Origin of the sequence: Neobacillus sp. B4I6, assembly GCF_050434045.1 — a bacterium.
Taxonomy (GTDB): domain Bacteria; phylum Bacillota; class Bacilli; order Bacillales; family Cytobacillaceae; genus Neobacillus.
The window spans coordinates 1,121,752-1,142,465 of the sequence record NZ_JBNPWB010000002.1; the positions used below are offsets into that span (position 1 = coordinate 1,121,752).

Here is a 20,714-nt window from a genome sequence, read left to right on the forward strand (position 1 = left end):
AAGGCGGTGGATTATGCTACTTGTACAAAGAAAAACCAATACGGAAGGTATTTATACAACTGAGTTTATAGAATACGATTCCGACTGGATAGATAAAGCAAAAAAGGAGTTTAATGATTTCAAGGATAAAGGGGTTATTTTAAATAACTCTTTCGATGATTTGATTTGGGAACTAACAAATCAAGTAGATAGCCCAACTCTGAATTTTAATTTTTCAGAGGTTTTGTATCAAAAACAAATAAGCAAATATAAAAGAGATATGGTTGATTTTGAGCAATTAATCAATTGTGTAAAGGCTTTTTTTGTCTTTAAACTTATTAGCACAAGTATAATGCATTTGCAAAGAATACTAAACGTATTGAAGAGTGTAATTGTAAGCACAGAATATTTCAATCCAAAAAAAACTGATAAAATATCCGAGATGATTAACGCTAAAAAACCTGCATCTACATTTGTACCCTTGTTGGAATTATTTGAATTCCTTCCAATAAATGATATAGATGATTTTAAAGAGGAATGGGAATTCCATTATGAACACTATTTGGAAGACCATTCAATGACAAAAGAAAAAAAATTACAACGAAGGACATTGGCAGAATTTCAATCTTATTTCTATTTCGATAGATTATTCAAAGATTTTTGGAAACATAGTGCAACAAACGAAGAAAAGTTGTACTTCTACCCTTTGTATTTATGGTGGAAAATAACGAACGTCCTACCACAAAGACCTAGAGAATTCTGCTTAATACCATATGACTGTATAAATGAAGATGACAGGGGCGAATATATTTTAAGTATTCGGCGGAGCAACTTGAAGGGGCAAAAGGGTCAGAAAAAAATCAAAACACATACAATAGATGGAGATTACAGCTTATTTGAGTATCCTGTATCGAATGAAATTGCATTGTTAATTAAAGATTATCAACAATTGGTGGAAAAGTATGGGGAATCGAAATTCCTTCTTTCTTACGAGGCGTTTCTTTCTACGCTTCCTGTATCGAATCGGGGTGCTGCTAAAGCAAACCATGGGGATCATGGGGATACACCAATTATATTCACTAGAACTACGTTATCATCCATATTAATAAATTTTTATGCTAAAGTCCTGCAAAAAAAAATGGGGTTACAAATTATTTATAATAACCGTCCTAATTTGTCAAAAGAAAAGGTGATTTTAGGGGAAAAGGAAGCCCTCTTAAAACCTTCTGAAATAATGAAAATAAACCTTGGAGACACTCGCCATATGGCAATAATTAACATGGTTATGAGCGATGTCAGTCCAATTTTGGTTCGGGACTTTACGGGTCATGAAGACATGAATACCACGTTCCATTACTTTGGCCATTTAGACCAACTTGTTAAGTGTATAACATACTACAAGTATCAAGAACTAAGAAGCATTAACGTTGATGAGGCTCAACTTTGGTTTGATACACCTAGTAGGGAAGATGAAAAAATTAGAACAATATATAAAATGAAAAAGGAAGGAAGATTTAAAGAAGTTGATGGGGGCCACTGTTACTCAGACAAATTTTTTAAAGACGATATAACTCATTGTATAGAAGCTAACAATGGAGAGTGTGAAAGTTGTGATTTTTTTGAGGGCGATCCAACAAAATATAGAGAAAAACTTGATAGAATGAAAGAAGAATTAGAAACCGGCCTTCAAGAGGATGGATTCTACTTTGGAAATCTTTTAAAAAGCTACAAAAACACATTAAATGAGGATTCCGAATTAATACGAACACATATTAACATTCAACAAAAGGTCCATGAGTATTTGTCAATCGAAAAAAAGCTAATATTGGAGCAGATAAATGAGTAGACCTTTAGCTTATGAAACAACAACATTAATGGGATGCATTGAAGCATACAAAGCTAAGTACAAAAATCAATTTACAACTCTAAGCCCTAGTAAAATAGCAAAATATATGACAGTTGAAATGAAAATGCCTGCCAATTATCAGCATTTTACCAGAAACGCAGATATAAAGGCTTACCTTGAGGATTATAATAAGGAGGCCTTAAATAGAGCCAAAAAGCAAGTGCACAGACATGCTGTTGATAGTGATATGCCTTTTTACACGCCATTAAATGTAAAACAGTTTATGAAAAAGAATAATACCCCAAAGAAGCTAGAAGAAGCTTTAATTACTCTTGATTCAATTCGCGAAAAGGATCACGAATCTTATCAAAAAATTGTTGGCAAGCTTGTTGAAGTCGGTGAAAAATACGCAATTTTGAATCAGGAAAATATAGAATTAAAAAGAAAAAAAGAAACAATTAAAGATAGTTTTGAGGAACAATTGAAAATCGTTAAAAAGGAGTTAATTAAGACAAAGAAAAAAAGCCTACAACACAGTGCAAGAGCTCAGGTTTATGAGCAGTTTATGCGTAAACACCACTTTCAAAAAATAGAGGAAATGGCTCTTTACTTAGAAAACATAATTGTATCCGACATTGAATTCGACAACACTGCTGCTATGATGGATATTGAGTCTTACAAGAAAAATAAATACGATATGTTGGGTGTATTAAAAGCTTATAACTCGATTATTACCACCATTAATGCTGATGACGATCACGAAACAATTTTTGAAGAAACTGATGTTGTATATGAAAATGATGGTAATGAAAATGAACAAGGACTATGGAATGGTATCCTTGATGCTATTGATGTTGTTAAACAAAATGAAATTCCAGAAATTGAAGATAGTAATGCTAAAGGGAAAAAGTTAAGAGATAGAATGCGAAGTTTGCCTTCCAAAATATTGGAGGACTGAATAAAATCAGGTTAAGTTTTTGTTGTAATAAAAATATAAGAACCAAATATACGATTTCGCAAACATTCAGGGTTCGTGACCGTTTATGAAAATAATTACGCTGCCGCCTATCCTCGCTTAAATGCTTCGGTATTAAACCGTCAATGCTAAAAACATTAACGGTTCTTTTTGTTACTTTAACAGAATGATGTCGTATGCAAGTCATTTATAATCGAAATGGAGAAATAAAGCCTTTTCGAGATTATCCGTATGCCTTTTATTTATTCTTGATTGATTCTCTAGTAATTTGCCATAACAGTATATTTTGTCAACCACTTTTTTCTGTTCAGTATTTAACTTGTTTGCACTGTTTAATAAAAGATGGAATTCCCCATTATCAACCTCTACCTGAAGGTAAAGTCTAAATCCATAAACTTCCTCGAAAAAATCTTCTACATAAGCCCTTACTTGTTCTGGATTTCCTATAAAAAAATTTTCTTCGCCAGTTCTATTAATAACTATAATTTTCATGTTAAGTCTATTAATCATGAATTTGTAACACAACCTTTCATAGGAAGATTCAGTAGGAGCCCAGTATTCTTTTTATTTATTAGGAGGACTGAATTTTTTGATTTATTTAGTAGAAGAGGGTTATATCATGAAGACATTTGGTGGTATAACCTTGGTCCGTGAAGTACCAGGAGTTATTCAAAATGTTAACGAATGTGTCCTCTGTAATTGTCAAATTATTTCTCGTTTTGTTTATAAGCTAATTTTACCAAACAACATAATTGAGAATGCTTGCTGTGCCCATTGTGGAATAATCCGTCAGTACCAACTCGGAGATAATGTAATACAGGCATTATGCAATGACTTCCTCACAGATAGAACCGTAAGTGCTAGTTTAGCATGGTTTGTGATGAATTCTAGTCTTAGAGTAGGATGTTGTAGGCCGCAAATCCTTTCCTTTGAAAACAAAGAGCATGCTGATAAATTTGTTCAAGCTTTTGGTGGGAAGGTTTTTAGCTTTCAGGAAACATTGGAATCGATACATATAAAACAAGTGAGGGAAAAAAGATGTTAATTTATTCGAGTATTATCTTAATCGTTCTCTTAACAACCTACGTTATTTATTTCACTTATCAAAGGAGGGAACGTCTCACCTGTATGACAGGTATGATGATTGCAATGACCAACTCCATGATGGTGAGTATTTCTTTAGGGGCTATTTTAGGTACATTCATAGAAAATAAGGATCTTACCATCCCAACTATCGCCTCCGTTTTAATTGGAATGGTTACTGGATATGCAACAGGAAGACCAGTTTCACCTATGGCAGCATTAGACGGATTGACAGCAGGAATAATGGGTGGAATGATGGGTTCTATGTTAGGAGTGATGTTACAATCATCTTCTATCAATTTAATGATTTACTTTATTGATATTATCTTTGCATTAGTTATGGTTTTTTTATTGCGATTAATTGATGAAGAATCAAAGGCAGCGGACCGCGAGAAAGCTCAATATAGAAAACCCCTGATAGCCAATCCCATTTTATTAGTAGTTATTTTAGCCTTCATGGGAACATTGGTTTTTGGAAAGGGTCTCTTTATTCCCGGTCAGAGTGAAGTTACTGGGCAAACGAAAGATAAAAAAATCACCCCTGCAAGTAACGAAATACACGAGATTCAGGTAAAGCCTACTGAATATGCTCCAAATAATATTGTTTTAAAAGCTGGGACATCAGCGGTTCTTAACTTTAAAACAGAAAAGGTTGGTTGCACTGGAATAATTGTGTCAGATGAACTTGGGTTTAACGTTTCATTAAAGGAAAATACGGACAACTATGTTAATGTTAAATCCTTAAAGCCTGGGACTTATCATTATTCATGTGGGATGGGTATGTATAAAGGTACCGTAACAGTAAATTAAGTGGATTAAAGAAGCTGGTATTCTTCTTTTTAATCTCCATAATTTCTGCACTGTTTTATGTTAACCTATTTCTATTAAAATAGTGATGTAAGGTGATGTAATGTACAGTTTATTAAGCGAAATAAGTGCAGTAATAAGTAAACCATTTTTTAATTTGGCAAATAACTTAGAATCCTGGCCAATAGTCTTCGCATTAATATTGGGATTAATAGGAGCACTCGCACCTTGTCAGTTGACAGGAAATATCAGTGCAGTAACACTTTACGGCAACCGTTCTATTCAAAAGAAGATTGCATGGAAGGATGTTACTTATTTCACTCTAGGAAAAGTAGTAGCCTTTTCTTTATTAGGTGTTTTGGTTTGGCTGCTAGGAAGGGGATTTGAACAAAATCTACCTTTATATTTTCCGTGGCTTCGGAAGATTATGGGGCCTTTATTAATATTAGTTGGGATTTATATGTTGGGGTTTATTAAATTAAAGGGAACATTTAAAGTATTAAAGCTGTCAAAAGAATACAAGCATGAAAGTCCATTTGCTTCTTTTATGTTAGGACTTAGTTTTTCACTTGCATTCTGTCCAACTATGTTTGTCCTATTTTTTGTGACCTTAATGCCAATAGTTCTTTCTAGTCCATACGGTTTTATTTTGCCACCTACTTTTGCACTTGGAACTGCCATTCCGCTATTAATCGTGATTTTCATCATCTGGTACCTTGGTGGTAGTGGAATGGTAATGAAAAAAGGAAGAAAATTTGGTATGTTCATTCAACGAATAGCTGGTGTCCTGATGTTACTGTTAGGAATTTTTGATACGTTTACTTATTGGTCCTTATAAATGATCTTAAAAGAGGTTGAATGAATAATCACCTATATAAGAAGTAAAGGAAAAAGAAGGATTCATATTGAAATCCTTCTTTTTTATAATATAAATTTGGTTTACCTATGGTCATTTACTGTTTTAGATTAATTATAAAGCATGTTCCATGTCCAACTTGGCTCTCAACAGAAATTTCTCCTCCATGGGCTTCAACTATTTGTTTTACAATAGCAAGGCCTAATCCAAATCCACCAGTAGCCCTTGAACGGGATTTTTCAACTCTGTACAAGCGATCAAAAATATACGGAAGGTCTTCTTGTGGAATTCCAATTCCTTGATCCTTTATGGTTATTTCAATTTCATCTTTTTCTTTATTAACCCTTACTAAGGTAGTAGTCATTTCTTTTGAATATTTAAGGCTGTTATCTAAAAGGTTTATAATAACTTGCTCAAATCTAACAGGATCTAGATTAATCCATAAATTTTTCGGACAGTCAATCATTAATTTCATCTTTTTATTTTGAAAAGCCGGTAAAACTTTTTCATAGATTGTTTGTAAAAAAACATATAAATCAATTTTTTCTTTAAAAATTGAAAATGTATTTTGATCTAATTTTGCCAAGTCAAACAATTCTTAAAGTAATCCGCTAACACGCTGGGATTCTTCTTGGATAATATCGAGGTACTTAATCCTATCGGTTTCGTCAAGTTCCTTTCTTTTAGCTACATTAGCATATCCGTTAATATAGGTTAATGGCGTTCGTAGTTCATGAGAAATACTAGCTAAAAATTCATTTCTCTCCTGTTTTAAATAATTTAAGTCATTAGCAAGAGTCTGAATGGATTGTGATAATTCACCTAGTTCATCTCGAGAAGGAGAAGGAAGTGTGACTGAAAAATCCCCTTTACTTAATTTTTTAGTTGCCTCTTTCATGGAGATAAGGGGTTTTGTTAATGCCTTAGATAAAAAGAAAACCGTTATTAGCACAAAGAAAAGGATTAATATTGATGCCAAAATAAAATGTTTATTCAATTGAGAGATTAATTTCTGAACCTCATCCGTTTTTTTGAACATATACACATATCCAGCTTTTTTGCCATTTTTATTGAAAGAGGTAAATTCCTCCTTACTATTATAGGGATTGCAGCGGCGATCCCTTCTTCAGCTAACGGGGCAGGTTAATTAAACAAGAAATATACTAATTTATAAATATATACCTTGTATTATAGAGTAACCTGTATTATATTTTTTATAGGGAGGTGCAAATTTTGGAAATTAATAAAGAGGTTTTAAAAGGGCATATAGATACTCTGATTTTATCTCTCTTACATAAAAAAGATATGTACGGATATGAGCTGGCTAAATTTGTTAGGGATAAAAGTGAAGAACAGTTTGAAATAAAGGAAGGTACACTCTATCTTTCTTTGAAAAGATTGGAAAAAAACGAATGGGTCGAATCATATTGGGGGGCTGAACAAGGACCAGGGGGGAGAAGAAAATATTATAAACTTACCTCACTTGGAGAAACGTGTTTTGAAGAAAAACGTTCGGAATGGCGTTTTGTAAAAAAAATAATGGATTCATTTTTGGAAGGGGGAGCTGAAATTGAGACAAATTGATGTATTTATAGATACAGTTTATCAAAACTTTGATGGAAATAAAAAGGAGATAAAAGAATTAAAAATAGAAATGAAGAACCATTTATTAGAGGCTGTACACGAATTAAAATTAGAAGGTAAAACAGAAACAGACGCAGTGAGGATTGCAATTGAACGTTTCGGTGGAGAAAAAGAAATTCGAACAGTTATTGGTCAATTATTTGATGTACAAAAACGATTTGCAAGGTGGCTACTCTATTGTGCATCATTTTTTCTTGTTTTGAGCCTCCTTATATTTGGTATCATTATGTTTATTGAAAATAACAATCAGAATGAACGGCATAAAATAAATAATGATATTTCTATTATTTTAAGCGATGTTAACAGTACCATTTCAAAGGAAAAGCAAGGTAAAATTAAGTCTTTGATTCAAGGAACAGACCAAGTTTCGAAAGTTGAAATTTATAATATAAAGAATAAAACGGATGTATTTAATTATCTGGATACATCAAAACCTGAGTTTCAATACGAAAGGAAAATATGGGCACCAAAAACCCGTTTCATTGACCTATATCGAGAAGGTAATGGGGATGATAAATGGTTTATCTTTATTACTTATAGGAGTATTGATGATTTAGCTTTTTTATCCCTATTGGGTATTGCTTTCTCTCTTCCTTTATTTTTAATATGGGGAATTATAAATGCTTATCACAGAAGGAGCGTCATATTTAAATCTATGAAGTCGTTGTTGAACTAACGGGTGCGATGCTTAAACAAGGCATCGCCTTTTTTGGTTCGACCAACAAAGCAGATTGTGAAGTATTGTACTTAAATTATCGGAGTGCATTAATACAATAAATTCGGATCGCCTTAAGGCGGTCTATTTCTTTTTACGTATATAGAGGGTAACCTTTTGTTGTTCAATAATTAACAGGGGTGTTATTTCAAATAAGGTATCGCATCTTAATTAACGAAATAAAAAAATATAATGTAGGGTTGGTTTTTAATTGTTTCTTAAAATATAATATTTAAGTTACTTTTACTTGGAAGTGACCAATACATAAAAAAGGTGATATAAAAATGACTCATCCGTTATTGTTAGAAAACATAGTCTATATGCCAGATCCTGTATGTTATATCCTTAAACGAAATATTTATCCTATTAAAGTAAAAGACCTTCATTTGGGAGATAGTTTTGAAACTTATGATGACATAACAGATGATGGTTATCCTGTTATCGATTCACCATTAAAAGTTGATACTTGTATTCTCTACCAAAAAGTTAGGACAGGTCTTCGTATAGAATATCAGAGAAGTTTTTGTTTATCTTATGGTATTGAAAAATGGAATGAAGATTATGGATTAAACATTAGAGAATATATGGCAAAAGAGGCTAAGATAGTTTCCGAAAAGGCTTATTTAACATTAGAGGAATACGAAAACAATGATGAATCACTGAGTATCCAATTCTCATTCGTAAGAGAAAATAGCTTCGGTGTATTAAAGGACGTAATAGAACTAGCAGAATCAATGATACAAAAATTAGAGCAAGAGGTATTGGAATCATTATAAGGAATTCTTTGAACCCACATCGTTTATTCTAACGAATTAGTCACTTCAAGAACTAGCTGCCATTTTAGGCAGCTTTTCTTATTGAACTAATGGAGCAGGTTAGTTGAAGAGAGAATAGTAAAATTATTAGAGTATTCGTCTCTTCTAAATAATTCTAAAACAAAAAAATTAGTTTATAATACAGCTATAAATACTTTTTAAGGGGCTTATTATGGAACTAATTACAAGTAAGGTCATAAGTATATCTCTATTTTTATTGATAATTACAATGATTGAGACATTAGCTTATTCAACAAGGATTTCAGGAGCAAGAGTAAAATTAATTGCAACTGCATTATCTTTGTTTAGTACACTGGTGATTGTTTCAAGGTTTTCTACAATGATTCAACAACCTCTAACAGCAAAACTTATTGCAGAAGCACCTCATTTAAACAAATTACACTACATAGAAGAACAATATAGAATTTTAATTGGTGTAACATCTTTTGGAGTGTTGTTTGGAATACTTCTTTTTCCGACATTTATCAATATCTTCTCACGAGCTATTGTTCAACTTTCAAATTAACGTGGTTCAATAATTGCACTATTTATTAATCAATTTAATCGAAATGGTATTAAAAAGGTATTTATGTGTTTTAGACTCCCAAGATTTACATACCTAAAAGGAATTACACTAAAGACAATTCCAAAACGTCTCTTTGTGATTAATGTTATTATTTCTGCTGTATTTACAATTGGGGTACTATCCTCCATATACGCATCAATGTTAGTTCCTAAAGATTATGCTCAGGCGGCATTAATGTCATCTGGGATTATAAATGGTATAGCAACTATTTTATTGACATTGTTTATTGACCCTAAAGCTTCCGTATTAGCTGATATAGTAATGAAAAAACAAAGTGATTATATTTACTTAAAAAGTTACTCTTTGACGATGATTAGTTCTAAATTTTTGGGTACAATTGTGGCTCAACTTCTGTTTATCCCTGCGGCATATTATGTAGCTTGGTTCGCGAAGTGGATTTAATGAGTTCTTGTTCAACTAACGGGTGCAAGAGTTGAAATCCAGCTGCCATTTTTGGCGGCTTATTTCTTATTAACGGGCAGTTTAGTTCAATAAAACAAGGTGGAGTTTATCGTATAATTTGGTATAGAGGGGAGATGGAATGAAATGGATAACAGGGTTATGAAAATTAGAAAAGCAGTTTTAACCGATGCAAAAGGAATAGCTAAAGTACACGTCGAAAGTTGGAAAACAACATATGCCAATATTGTTCCTGACGAATACTTAAATAATTTAACATATGAAAGTCGGGAACAAATATGGATAAATAACATTTCCGATGGCGGTGTATATGTATCAGAAAACAATGAAGGGGAAATTGTAGGCTTTTCTTCAGGTGGTATAGAAAGAAGTGGTAAATATAATGGGTTTAATGGGGAGTTATATGCAATATATATTTTAAAAAATTATCAGGGACAAGGTATCGGTACAGCACTTGTTAAACCAATCATAGATGAAATTAAAGCAATGGGATTATATTCTATGCTTGTTCTTGTCTTGGAAGATAATATTTCTCGTCTATTTTATGAAGCACTTGGTGGTAAAAAAATAGATACTGTTGAAGTTCAGATTACAGGGAGGAAACTTTCCGAACTTGTTTATGGGTGGGAAGATATTAGGAATATATTTTAGTTTCTCTTCTTCAGCTAACGAGTGCAAGAGTTGAGGATCCAGCTGCCATTTGGTGGCTTTTTTCTTATTGTGCTAACGAGCAGGTTAGTTGAATAAAGCATTCGAATAAATTGGTGATTTCCAAAAGGAGTGAAAGTTTTTGGGTCTTGATGTTTTGTTTTATGACAAGAACGATAAAGAAATAGGGACATACGAAATAACTGAAGCCTTACACAATGAAATATTTAACTCGAAGAAATTATGGCGAAGCTATCTAGAGTTGAGGAAAATAAGCGATTATTATCTCTCAGATGAAGAGTATGAAGGACAGGCACTTTTAGAGTTAATCACCGATTTGAAAAGATACAAAATGTTTATAAACGAAAATAAGCAAGGAGAGTATCAAAATCTTATTAACGATATCTCCCATCCAGCTATTAAAAAAATAATAGTCGTAGGTGATTGAAAACAAAAAGTTTTTATTGAACTAACGGGTGCGATGCTTAAACAAGGCATCGCCTTTTTTGGTTCGACCAACAAAGCAGATTGTAAAGTATTGCACTTAAATTATCGGAGTGCATTAATACAATAAATTTGGATCGCCTTAAGGCGGTCTATTTCTTTTTACATATAACGAGAGTAACCTTTTGTTGTTCAAAAATTTACAGGGGTGTTACTTCAAATAAGGTATCGCATTTTAATTGACGAAATAAAAAAATACAATGTAGGGTGGGTTTTTAATTGTTTCTTAAAATATAATATTTAAGTTACTTTTCCTTGGAAGTGGCCAATACATAAAAAAGGTGATATTAAAATGACACATCCGTTATTGTTAAAAAACATAGTCTATATGCCAGATCCTGTATGTTATATCCTTAAACGGGATATCTATCCTATTAAAGTAAAAGACCTTCATTTGGGAGATAGTTTTGAAACTTATGATGACATAACAGATGATGGTTATCCTGTTATCGATTCACGATTAATAGTTGATACCTATATTATTTATCAAAGAGTCAAAAAGGGTATCCGTATCGAATTCGGAAGAAAATTATCATCCTTATTGATCGATATAGAGGGAAATGAGGAGTTTGGTTTGAATATTAGAGAATATATGGAAAAAGAGGCTAAGATAGTTTCCGAAAAGGATTATTTAACACTAGAAGAATACGAAAACAATGATGAAACTCTAAATATCCAATATTCATTCGAAATAAGAGAAACTCACTTCGTTATTATCAAGGACATAATAGAACAAGCAGAATCATTAATACAAGCAATAGAGGAAGAAGTATTGAAAACATTATAAAGAATTGTATATCGGCTTTATACTAAAGGGTACAAGAATTTAACAAAGCAACGCATTCAATGCGTTGCTTTGTTCGTGTACTTGATATATAAACTAAAAATATTTTCTATATAATTCTTGTCTAAGACTTCCACTTAATTGAGCATAAATCTTCGTGGTTTCACTCTTTTCGTGACCAAGTAGGCTTTGAATAACATCAAGGGGTGCTCCGTTATTCAACAAATGGGTCGCATAGCTGTGCCTAAGCTGATGTGGATGAATGACTTTGTTGATCCCTGAACGATTTGAAATTCGCTTAATAATGTATCTCATCTGAGCAATGCTCATTCGATGTCGATACCGTTCTGTAACAAAAATGGCTGGGTCATTATCTTGGCGATTATCTAAGTATCTTTTAAGCCAAATTTCACAACGAATATTAAAATAAACTTCCCTTTCTTTATCACCTTTTCCACAAACAATAGCTGAACGGTTTGACCAATTTATCCTATTTTTTTCTAGCGAAACAATCTCACCTATCCGACATCCAGTAGAAAACATAAATTCGAATAGAGCCTTTTCCATTTGGGTGTTGCAAGCTTCCCTTAAGTGTTCAATTTCACTTTCAGTTAAAAACTTTGGGATTCGTTTCCCTACTTTAGGTTCTTTTATTTTTGCTGCCGGATTTTTTAAAATATGCCCTTCTTCGTGTGACCAACGAAAAAGTGATTTCATAAATCGTATACGATGAGCCAGACTTGAAGGTTTTAAGTTTTCACTTGACTTTGCTAAATATTCTTTTAATTGAATTGTGGTTATTGTTTCGAGTTTTACGTCCTCAAAATATCGAATAAGTAACAACGCTTGAAGTCGATAAGCTTTCAATGTTTGTTGTGAGAACCCTTCAATTCGTTTATCAGATTCGTATGTTTCCCAGGCTTTTGACAATAGCAAAATACATCTCTCCCTAAAAATTCTATTTTAGAGGAATTATTGACTTGATTATCGAAATTGAAACGGGGAGGTTTATTCAAATTTCGTAAGCAGTTTAGTTGAATAAGATGGTAAAAAAATTAACCGTAAAGAATTTCTTATGGGGAGGGTAATATGGAACAAGTTAATTTTTTTGAAAACAGTCTTTTTTATGAAAAGGCAGAGAAAACTTTCTTAGTACACAAAAAGTTAATTAAAGAACGTATGCCCGAAGCTGATGTGCAGCACGTTGGAAGTACGGCTGTCCCTAATAGCCTTACAAAGGGTGATTTAGATATACAAGTGCGTGTTAATTCTGAACAATTCCCAAAGGCAGTTCAGACACTCTCAGCATTATATGAACTTAATGAAGGTAGTGTAAAAACGGACTGGTTCAGGGCTTTTAAAGACGATTCAACAGTTCCTCCTTTAGGAGTTCAATTAACTGTCAAAGATTCTGAATATGATTTCTTTTGGAAATTTCGAGATGTTTTATTACTAAATGATACTTACAGGATGGAATATGATGAGTTAAAAAGAGAGTTTGAAGGGAAAGAAATGGATGAGTATAGGGAAGCTAAAAATGAGTTTTTCCAAAAATTAATGAACACTTCTGAATTTAATAAACTGTGACTACTATGATATTTTTAATAAAGATTGTTGATTCTTATTCAGCTAATGGGTGCATTAGTAAAAAATATCAAAGGGTGATCTCATAATGAGTATACAAGTCAAACTGAAAGATATAATTGAGGAAATGGAAATACAGTTTGAAGAGTCACGTTCATTACTAAATATTACTACTGGTGAAATAGTGTTAGTAACATCGGAGGACTTGAAATCTGCTGAAAATGAAGAACCATTCAATCATTTACCTGAGTGGCAACAAGAAAATTTAAAGGTTGCAAATGATGTTGTTGAAAATTTTGAGAATTACATAGAGTTACCAACAAAATATGAAGTCAATGAATATGAAATTATGGAAGACTTTTGCCTAACTATCAGTGACCAGAGAAAGCAGGATATATTATTAAGATCAATTAAGGGAAAAGGTGCCTTTAGAAGATTTAAAGACCAAATAATAGATTTTGAAATCGAGGATCAATGGTATTCCTATCGTGACGAGTGTTTTAAAGAAATTGCGATTAAATGGTGCCAAGATAATAACGTAAACTATATTGAATGAATTAATAAACAATCTAATTTGTTTAGATGATTTTCCCTAACAATAAGTATTGCTTCGAATCAAGAAATAATACTTTTCATATTCCACTAACGGAGCAGGATAGTTCAATAAGAACTACTCTATAAATGATAAATGCGACAAAAAAGGATACTGTAATAACAGTACCCTTATAGATTAAAATAATCTAAAATGAAAATTAAAGCGAACATAAAAAAGGCTATAAAATTTAAAATAAAAATTACTTTTTTTTCCTTTAATAAATAACTCTCAATTCCAATTAGCAAAAAGCTTAACGAAAGAAATATATAACCAAATGAACGATTGATGTCTAAGAAAAACAGTGAAAAATATCCAATAATTAAAACAAGCTGTAAATAAAAAATGGGTTTTATCCTTTTCTGCTTTTTCTCGAAGAATTTATCTAAAAGTCCCAATTTCAAATCAATCCTACCCTTAAGTGTTATTGTAATTATACTACAAGTTAGGGCACTTTAGGACAGCACTAAATTATTAAATATATAAAAAGTCCCCTTTTTTCTTGTTCCAAAAACAGATTGTGAAAAATTATACTTAAACTAACGGGTGCTTTCCTTAAAGAAGGAGAGGTGCTCTTTTTTGTTGAAGTATATAAGCAGGATAGTGGAAAATGTTTTGGTAAGGGCTTATGAAATGTGAAAGTTTAGGATTATATATATTGTTAAATATTACCTCTTCAAAAGTTGTGAACCAATTCCAAAGGAGATTGATTATGTCCGATTTTGAGGAATACATAAAAAAGAAACTAGAAGAGAATAAAGAGATGATTGGGCAATTGCCTTACTCAAGCGACCAATTAAGGGAAATTTATCGACAAGAGTACGAATACAAAAAGAATCCTCCAGCACTAGAGTTGAATCCAGAAGGGCAGGCAATAAATCGTGAACAAGTTGAATTTTACTTACCTGAAAAATGGGAAATGCCTCGGGAAGGTAAGCTTCTTTATGACGATGAAGAACTGCTAAATGCATTGAAATTAATTATCTTTAACATAGGTGTAAAAAAAACTTTGGATGTAATCCCACAGGATTTTATTAAGCAATATCTTAATGGGATTAATACCAATTCCTTCGGAGACAACCAGAAAATTTGATATCCACGGGCCACTTGATGACCTAATTAAAGCCGAAGAAGTTATTGAAGCAAAAGGTTGGGATACAAAGGAGAGTATAAATGCCGATTAGAAATTCAACTGACGGGTGCTTAATTGAATAAGAAAACTAAAAGACTGCTGAAGAGTGGTCTTTCTCTTTTTACTTACATAAAGAACGTTTGTTCGCGTATAATAATACTGAGGTGATTAATATGGCGATACGTGACCGAGGTAAAATTAAATGGGCTGCGGCTTATCTCCAACCCGAACAAGCAAAGATGCAGCGAGATTTTTGGCTCGACACTGAACGAATAAGGAAGCCTATTATTGACGAGCATTAAGCGGAGGAATTCGACCTGCGTATAATTTACTCGATGGAATATAACCATTCGGTAAAACTGACGGTATGGGATGACGGATTTATTCACGACATTAATGGTCGAATTCATTACGTGGATCCTATTACACATAAGCTGCATATTGAGGTGAAGCCTGGAGAATTTGAGCGGGTGGCATTCGATAGTGTTGTCGGAGTCAAGGTAGTAGATTAAGATGACATTAAGCATTGCGTCAGCCTTATATGGGTTGGCGTTCTTTTATTAAACTAACGGTGCTGGATAGTTGAAGAGTACAAGGGATAAGATAATAAAAAAAGGTGCCGTCATTATGAGAATTTTCTGGTGTTTTTTATACATTTTTGCTTTAAATGGATTAATAATGGGTTCAATGGTAAGCGATTTTTTTATTGAGATTTTCGGGAAGATAAGTAAAGTTATCCCACCTATTTTTGGAGTTGCTTTAATGATGTTAATAAGAGAATATTACAAAGAGATAAAAGGTTTAATTTTTGGAGTATTGTTTGTTGTAAGTTTATTAGCCTATATGGTCCTAACAGGTATCTTTGTAAAATAAAGATACGATATAACTTTTTTTGTTTAACTAACGAAGCAGGATAGTTAAACAAGAATTTATCAATAAATACCTAACTAACCTAATTAAAAAACAGTACCCTTTCAGGTACTGTTCTTGATTTATTTAGTAATACTTTTGAAACAACAAAAAACTATTGTTTGTTGAATGTTACTCTTGTGATAGTTGGAACTACTTTATTTTCTTTCACTAATTCACTAACAATTCTCGAAATATTTTCAATCGTTTCAACCTTACTTTCGTAAGGTTTTCGATCAACCTTTATGTCCACTATTTGATAATTAATATTAAATTCTCCTGTATAAGTGTATCTCTTATAACCATTTTCTTTTAGTTTTTGATCAACTTTATTATTGAAATCAGTCTTAACTAGTTGTTCCCATACCTTATCCTGTCTTTTTTGTAGTTCTGGATCAGCTACATTGAGAGTCTCACCCTCTTTGAACTTAACAATTTTATCTTTTGGATTTTCTTCTTTAGCTTGGACAATTGCATTATTAAAGGAGCACAGTAAGCCAGTAATTAAGAATAAAATTAGCCATTTTCTTAACGTTAAATAACTTGCCATTTCGCCATCTCCTAAACAAAAATCTTCTTATTGAGTCAAGATTTATTTCTCCTTATTATTCATCAGAAAATAAAAAGAAATTCTGGTAAATAGTGTTTTTTTTCAACTAACGGGTGCAAGAGTTGAACAGTGGAGTTGTTTCGGCAGCTCCTTTTCTTGTTGAGCTAACGGGGCAGTTTAGTTAAACTAGATGTTCCAAAAAGCATTCGAATAATTTATAGTGAATAAGCAGTAAAAACACAAAACGCTTGGACAAATGACCAAGCGTTTCTACTTATAGTGGATTTAAATTCCTGATTGCATCTTATAATTTCTTTTAAGCATTCCGTTCGACTTCAGCATTCCATATTTTTCATAGAAAGGGACTAAATTATCATCGCAGCATATATCTATCATATAAATACCTTCAAGTTGTTTTAGCATCCGATTTACTAATTCCTTGCCGACACCTTTATTTTGATACTGAGGTAAAACTTCAAGGAAAGGAATGTAGGCAGATAGAACACCATCGCTAATAGCAGTAATGAATCCAACCACTTGGTTGGTTTTTTCTTCGAATGCAATGACTACTTTACTGCTGTTCTTCAATAGTTTTAAATGAGTTTGTTGATTCGGAGGATTAAGCCAACCAACAAAAAAACCGTTTAACATATCAGAAGTGATGTCATCAATACAATTTTTATATATCATTTTATATCAACTCCTAATCAGTTTTAATAACATATTAGGTTGATGATATATCAAAAGTAAAATAACAAAACAGGAACCTCCAAACATTTTGGGATTAACATATGTTATTCAATAGTAAAAGATAAGAGTCCTTCTATTTGGATTAATTTGTATTGAAGACAAAACTTTGTGAAAAAATGTACTTAAAGTATCGGGTGCGATTCTTCAATAGCGATGGATCGCTTTTTCCTTCTTCAAGTAACGGGTCAGGTTAATGCAATAACGATGTCGAATTATTTTTATTAATTTATAAAGTTATAGAAAAGTAAGGGGGAGAAGTTTGAGCTTATTCTTTGGGATTTTATGCGTTTTATGGGGGATTTTTATTTTATTTAACTCAATTTTCAAACTAAAAAAAGAAAACTATAAAGAGAAGTATTTTATAGCTGGTGGTGACGGCTCATATGGTTCACTACTGTTGGAGATTCTTTTCTTTTTTTTGTTAAGATTCTTACCGTGGTGGTTTGTAAAAGGGTTTGTCATTATGACTGGTATAACGTTTGTGTTTTTAGGAATTAAGCTTGTCTGAAATTATTTCATCTCACTTAGCTACGATGCTTAAAAAACAAAGAGATGATTTTCCCTCTATAGTGAAAACTTGTGAAATATTGTACTTACACTAACGGGTGCAAGAGTTTAAGAACAGAGCTGTCATTTTGGCAGCTTTTCTTGTCCCATTAACTGGGCAGGTTAGTGGAAGAGGGATTTCACTATATCTTGGCGAATTTTTTTCATATATCCGATTTGTGGGGAAGTGAAAGGTATATGAAATATCAACAAATATTGGTGAAGTATTACAAGATGTAAATTAACGTGCTTCTGCGGTTAAGAATATGCTATTGATAGATCAAGAACAATTGGATGATATGGTGCTGGATTTAGATTTATGAGTGACGGGGGCAATATAGTGAAAGAAGGAATTAGTCCTTTAGGCAAAGAAATATTATACCAAGCCATTTTCTGAATCCCCTGGAGGAATTTATTAGATGAAACAATGGAAAGTTTATAACTATTCAAAACAGAAAGCTAGAGGATTAAGAAGGAGATGCCGTAACTTTTCGAGATATATTCTTGAACATACAGAATCTTTCACTACCATAGGTGGTTCTCATCTTTGGTTTAACTTCTATAAATTTTTTGGTGATACTCCAAAGATACCCAATTCGGTAAGAAAATTCTTTGTACAGACGATTATTAACAGAGCTCAGCATTTAATTTCATTAAAGACAGATGCAGAAAAAGAGTATCGTGTCATTTGTGTTTTTAGGCTTCCCGAATTAGAGCAGACTTTAATTCTTATACCTCCTACCCAAAGTGCATATGAACGCTTTTTTGATGGTTTCTTTAGTGCAGAGAAATATGGAAGGAAAGCTATCCCAATACATCAAGATTACTTCGAATCTGAATGGGGATTCATTATACCACAAGGATTAGATGTCCAAGGATATAGAATTGAAATTAATGAGGATGAAGATGACCATTGGACTCAAGAAGAGGTATGGTTCATAGGAGAATTAAAGTAAACCGAATTAAACTTATGGGATACGGTAAGAGCGTTTTTCTTATTAACAAGTTTGTGAAACTTTGTACTTAAACTAACAGGTGCATTACTGGAACAACGGTAATGCTTTTTTCTTGTTCCACTAACGGGGCAGATTAGTTGAATAAGAAGGTCTTCCCTTGACTGAAGTTGAACTTATATTATTGTGGTTTTTCTTTTTAGATTTATCGATAGATTATTTCTATCGTTAATTTTTTTTATCGGTGATAGGATTTTGAATCTCATTACGTATTTATATATGAATACCAAAAAATGAACAACAAGGGGGGGTTATGTTGAGTGTTGGAGAACATAATCTGGTTGAGCAAATAAAGTTAAAAGATGAAAAAGGCATTTCTAATATACTTGATAAGTATGGCGGATTGCTAAATGCAATAATACAAAAATATCTTCAGGGAAATTATCAAGACAGAGAGGAATGTATGGCAGACGTTTTGGTTTCGATTTGGTACCATATCGATTCATTTGACCCTTTAAGAAACGAATTTAAGAATTGGATTGCAGCTATTGCTAAGTACAAGGCTATTGATTATGTAAGGAAATTAGAAAAGGAAGATAATTATTTAAGCAAAGCTGAATTCACGGAGAAAAGTTTGGGGCAATTCGTTTCCAATAGAAACAAGGTTGATCTGGAGTGTTTGTTAGATGAACTGCCTGATGTAGAACGGGCAATATTAGAAAAATTCTATTTGAGCGGGATCACTTCAAGGGAAATTGCAACCGAATTTAATGCAAGGGAATCCTGGGTTCATAATAAGCTCTCCAGGGGGAGGAAAAAGTTGAGAAAAATATTAATGAGAAATGAGGTGCAATAATATGACTATCTATAACGAGATAAATGATATAAAGATTGATTTAAATGAATTTGAAGAAATTGAACTTTCAAAATTAGAAAAGAAAAGGATTATGAAGAGAGTAGAAAAAGATATTTCTTCTAAGAGCCTAAGAAGTAAATGGATGACGATAAGTGTTGGTGTAGCTGCTATTATGCTTAGTGTGGTGTTGACACTTGATAAAGATACTGGTGCAGATATGCCATTTATAGCGGAAAAAATAGAAAAACATATTAATCTTAATGAGAATCTTAATTATTCTTCATATAAAACAGAAATAGGCCACTCGGCAGAAAATGAGCTTGGCAAATTGACATTAAATGAAGTGATGGTAGACGATCAGCGTATTTATGTAAGTTCTACCTTCCAGCCAACTAAAAATGTAGATGTTGATTACCAAACCGCTATTACACCCAAGGTGAAAATAAACGGGCAAGATACTGCGGTTACAACTGGGGGAGAAACGATTGAATTAAATAATAGAATGTTCACCATTTTTAATGATATAGAGTTAAGCCAGGAAATCAAATCCGAGAAAGTAGAAATAGAAATTAGTTACGATAGATGGGATCGTAAAGTTATTAACCAACCTTGGGTCTTTAAAGTTGAAGTAAACCAATCGCAGTTAATGAAAGAGAAAAGAGTGTTTGAAATGAATAAGCAAATTACGCTTAATTCTGGTGAATTCATTACTATCCAAAAAGTAGTTACAACACCAATGTCAACAACCGTATATTATGATTTATCCCAAAGCAGTAGTGAATTTATTCGCTTTAAGATCCAATCACAAGAGGGTATTAAGGGGGAGTTTAGCTCGGCATATAATTCAAATAAGCCAGGGGATTTGTCCTATTCACGTTTTAATGGAATTACTTTAGAAAGTGGGGAAAGTGGGGATTACTTCCTGATGGTTTATGATTCTAATGACAACGAGCTAATTAAAGAAGCAATTCCAATAAAATAATTATAATGAAGATTTATATTCTGCTGCCATAAAAGGCAGCTTTTTGTTTATTCACTGTGCAGATTTCTGTAGAGAAACTGACATTAAAAGCTAAGATTGTAAATAAATGCACTTAAACTATAGGGTGCAAGACTTGAAGAGACCGCTGCCGTTTTTTGCGGCATTTCTTGTTTAAATAATGGACAGTTTACTTTAAT

Annotated in this window: 27 protein-coding genes and 1 pseudogene; 22 read left to right on the forward strand and 6 right to left on the reverse strand. The window is 32.6% G+C overall.

Annotation, left to right across the window (positions count from 1 at the left end; genetic code table 11):
• Positions 1 to 13 precede the first annotated feature (13 nt).
• Together QF028_RS07580 and QF028_RS07585 are read left to right on the forward strand one after the other, a co-directional pair.
• Entirely contained in the window at positions 14 to 1,825 is a 1,812-nt protein-coding gene (locus tag QF028_RS07580; RefSeq protein WP_429464689.1) for a hypothetical protein, read from the forward strand.
• Complete coding sequence (locus QF028_RS07585; RefSeq protein WP_429464690.1) at positions 1,818 to 2,783, forward strand: hypothetical protein; 966 nt, start codon at positions 1,818 to 1,820, stop codon at positions 2,781 to 2,783. The genes QF028_RS07580 and QF028_RS07585 overlap by 8 nt, the downstream gene beginning before the upstream one ends.
• Before the next feature lie 201 nt (positions 2,784 to 2,984).
• Here QF028_RS07585 and QF028_RS07590 read toward each other — a convergent pair whose 3' ends face one another.
• On the reverse strand, positions 2,985 to 3,311 hold the full coding sequence (locus QF028_RS07590) for a hypothetical protein (protein ID WP_429464691.1): 327 nt from the start codon (positions 3,309 to 3,311) through the stop codon (positions 2,985 to 2,987).
• Positions 3,312 to 3,390: 79 nt separating this feature from the next.
• On the opposite strand from QF028_RS07590, the gene QF028_RS07595 reads away from it, so the two are divergent.
• The 3 genes from QF028_RS07595 to QF028_RS07605 all read left to right on the forward strand — a co-directional run bounded on the left by QF028_RS07595 (position 3,391) and on the right by QF028_RS07605 (position 5,529).
• Complete coding sequence (locus QF028_RS07595; protein WP_429464692.1) at positions 3,391 to 3,846, forward strand: nitrous oxide reductase accessory protein NosL; 456 nt, start codon at positions 3,391 to 3,393, stop codon at positions 3,844 to 3,846.
• A complete protein-coding gene (locus tag QF028_RS07600) occupies positions 3,840 to 4,694 on the forward strand; it encodes a cupredoxin domain-containing protein (RefSeq protein WP_429464693.1) in 855 nt (284 codons plus the stop codon). Before QF028_RS07595 ends, QF028_RS07600 begins: the two co-directional genes overlap by 7 nt.
• Positions 4,695 to 4,794: 100 nt before the next feature.
• Positions 4,795 to 5,529, forward strand: coding sequence for a sulfite exporter TauE/SafE family protein (locus tag QF028_RS07605; protein ID WP_429464694.1), 735 nt, complete (start codon positions 4,795 to 4,797; stop codon positions 5,527 to 5,529).
• A gap of 115 nt (positions 5,530 to 5,644) precedes the next feature.
• Here the strand turns inward: QF028_RS07605 and QF028_RS07610 are convergent, their stop codons facing one another.
• Together QF028_RS07610 and QF028_RS07615 are read right to left on the reverse strand one after the other, a co-directional pair.
• On the reverse strand, positions 5,645 to 6,133 hold the full coding sequence (locus tag QF028_RS07610; RefSeq protein WP_429464695.1) for a sensor histidine kinase: 489 nt from the start codon (positions 6,131 to 6,133) through the stop codon (positions 5,645 to 5,647).
• 12 nt (positions 6,134 to 6,145) lie between these two features.
• Positions 6,146 to 6,586 (reverse strand): histidine kinase dimerization/phospho-acceptor domain-containing protein, encoded by a 441-nt coding sequence (locus QF028_RS07615; RefSeq protein ID WP_429464696.1) that lies wholly within the window; start codon positions 6,584 to 6,586, stop codon positions 6,146 to 6,148.
• Between the two features lie 194 nt (positions 6,587 to 6,780).
• On the opposite strand from QF028_RS07615, the gene QF028_RS07620 reads away from it, so the two are divergent.
• The 7 genes and pseudogenes from QF028_RS07620 (at position 6,781) to QF028_RS07650 (ending at position 11,666) form a co-directional block, all read left to right on the forward strand.
• A complete protein-coding gene (locus QF028_RS07620) occupies positions 6,781 to 7,131 on the forward strand; it encodes a PadR family transcriptional regulator (protein ID WP_429464697.1) in 351 nt (116 codons plus the stop codon).
• Positions 7,118 to 7,867, forward strand: coding sequence for a permease prefix domain 1-containing protein (locus QF028_RS07625; protein ID WP_429464698.1), 750 nt, complete (start codon positions 7,118 to 7,120; stop codon positions 7,865 to 7,867). Before QF028_RS07620 ends, QF028_RS07625 begins: the two co-directional genes overlap by 14 nt.
• A 323-nt stretch (positions 7,868 to 8,190) precedes the next feature.
• Positions 8,191 to 8,682, forward strand: coding sequence for a hypothetical protein (locus QF028_RS07630; protein WP_429464699.1), 492 nt, complete (start codon positions 8,191 to 8,193; stop codon positions 8,680 to 8,682).
• A 211-nt stretch (positions 8,683 to 8,893) separates the two neighbouring features.
• Positions 8,894 to 9,709: pseudogene (locus QF028_RS07635) on the forward strand (lipid II flippase Amj family protein).
• Between the two features lie 144 nt (positions 9,710 to 9,853).
• Positions 9,854 to 10,378: an N-acetyltransferase family protein gene (locus tag QF028_RS07640; RefSeq protein WP_429464700.1), complete on the forward strand. Its 525-nt coding sequence runs from the start codon at positions 9,854 to 9,856 to the stop codon at positions 10,376 to 10,378.
• Positions 10,379 to 10,517: 139 nt separating this feature from the next.
• The gene (locus tag QF028_RS07645) at positions 10,518 to 10,823 is read left to right on the forward strand and encodes a hypothetical protein (RefSeq protein ID WP_429464701.1); all 306 of its coding nucleotides are present in this window, start codon (positions 10,518 to 10,520) and stop codon (positions 10,821 to 10,823) included.
• Positions 10,824 to 11,171: 348 nt separating this feature from the next.
• A complete protein-coding gene (locus QF028_RS07650; RefSeq protein WP_429464702.1) occupies positions 11,172 to 11,666 on the forward strand; it encodes a hypothetical protein in 495 nt (164 codons plus the stop codon).
• Between the two features lie 93 nt (positions 11,667 to 11,759).
• Here the strand turns inward: QF028_RS07650 and QF028_RS07655 are convergent, their stop codons facing one another.
• Positions 11,760 to 12,599: a tyrosine-type recombinase/integrase gene (locus tag QF028_RS07655; RefSeq protein WP_429464703.1), complete on the reverse strand. Its 840-nt coding sequence runs from the start codon at positions 12,597 to 12,599 to the stop codon at positions 11,760 to 11,762.
• 153 nt (positions 12,600 to 12,752) lie between these two features.
• On the opposite strand from QF028_RS07655, the gene QF028_RS07660 reads away from it, so the two are divergent.
• The 6 genes from QF028_RS07660 (at position 12,753) to QF028_RS07685 (ending at position 15,844) form a co-directional block, all read left to right on the forward strand.
• Positions 12,753 to 13,250, forward strand: coding sequence for a GrpB family protein (locus QF028_RS07660; RefSeq protein ID WP_429464704.1), 498 nt, complete (start codon positions 12,753 to 12,755; stop codon positions 13,248 to 13,250).
• A gap of 85 nt (positions 13,251 to 13,335) precedes the next feature.
• Positions 13,336 to 13,803 (forward strand): UPF0158 family protein, encoded by a 468-nt coding sequence (locus QF028_RS07665; protein ID WP_429464705.1) that lies wholly within the window; start codon positions 13,336 to 13,338, stop codon positions 13,801 to 13,803.
• 748 nt (positions 13,804 to 14,551) lie between these two features.
• Positions 14,552 to 14,932: a hypothetical protein gene (locus QF028_RS07670; RefSeq protein ID WP_429464706.1), complete on the forward strand. Its 381-nt coding sequence runs from the start codon at positions 14,552 to 14,554 to the stop codon at positions 14,930 to 14,932.
• Between the two features lie 212 nt (positions 14,933 to 15,144).
• Entirely contained in the window at positions 15,145 to 15,273 is a 129-nt protein-coding gene (locus QF028_RS07675) for a hypothetical protein (protein ID WP_429464707.1), read from the forward strand.
• 15 nt (positions 15,274 to 15,288) lie between these two features.
• Positions 15,289 to 15,483 carry a YolD-like family protein gene (locus QF028_RS07680; RefSeq protein WP_429472222.1) on the forward strand — a complete coding sequence of 65 codons (195 nt, stop codon included), beginning with the start codon at positions 15,289 to 15,291 and terminating at the stop codon, positions 15,481 to 15,483.
• A 115-nt stretch (positions 15,484 to 15,598) separates the two neighbouring features.
• Entirely contained in the window at positions 15,599 to 15,844 is a 246-nt protein-coding gene (locus QF028_RS07685) for a hypothetical protein (RefSeq protein WP_429464708.1), read from the forward strand.
• A 151-nt stretch (positions 15,845 to 15,995) separates the two neighbouring features.
• Here QF028_RS07685 and QF028_RS07690 read toward each other — a convergent pair whose 3' ends face one another.
• Positions 15,996 to 16,430: a hypothetical protein gene (locus tag QF028_RS07690; protein ID WP_429464709.1), complete on the reverse strand. Its 435-nt coding sequence runs from the start codon at positions 16,428 to 16,430 to the stop codon at positions 15,996 to 15,998.
• A gap of 285 nt (positions 16,431 to 16,715) precedes the next feature.
• The gene (locus QF028_RS07695) at positions 16,716 to 17,120 is read right to left on the reverse strand and encodes a GNAT family N-acetyltransferase (RefSeq protein ID WP_429464710.1); all 405 of its coding nucleotides are present in this window, start codon (positions 17,118 to 17,120) and stop codon (positions 16,716 to 16,718) included.
• A gap of 319 nt (positions 17,121 to 17,439) precedes the next feature.
• Between QF028_RS07695 and QF028_RS07700 the strand changes: the two genes are divergently transcribed.
• From QF028_RS07700 to QF028_RS07715, 4 genes are all read left to right on the forward strand, one after another.
• Complete coding sequence (locus QF028_RS07700) at positions 17,440 to 17,688, forward strand: hypothetical protein (protein ID WP_429464711.1); 249 nt, start codon at positions 17,440 to 17,442, stop codon at positions 17,686 to 17,688.
• Between the two features lie 457 nt (positions 17,689 to 18,145).
• On the forward strand, positions 18,146 to 18,682 hold the full coding sequence (locus tag QF028_RS07705) for a DUF3916 domain-containing protein (RefSeq protein WP_429464712.1): 537 nt from the start codon (positions 18,146 to 18,148) through the stop codon (positions 18,680 to 18,682).
• Positions 18,683 to 18,992: 310 nt separating this feature from the next.
• Positions 18,993 to 19,535: a sigma-70 family RNA polymerase sigma factor gene (locus QF028_RS07710; RefSeq protein ID WP_429464713.1), complete on the forward strand. Its 543-nt coding sequence runs from the start codon at positions 18,993 to 18,995 to the stop codon at positions 19,533 to 19,535.
• 1 nt (position 19,536) lies between these two features.
• Positions 19,537 to 20,517, forward strand: coding sequence for a DUF4179 domain-containing protein (locus QF028_RS07715; RefSeq protein WP_429464714.1), 981 nt, complete (start codon positions 19,537 to 19,539; stop codon positions 20,515 to 20,517).
• The last annotated feature ends 197 nt before the right edge of the window (positions 20,518 to 20,714 follow it).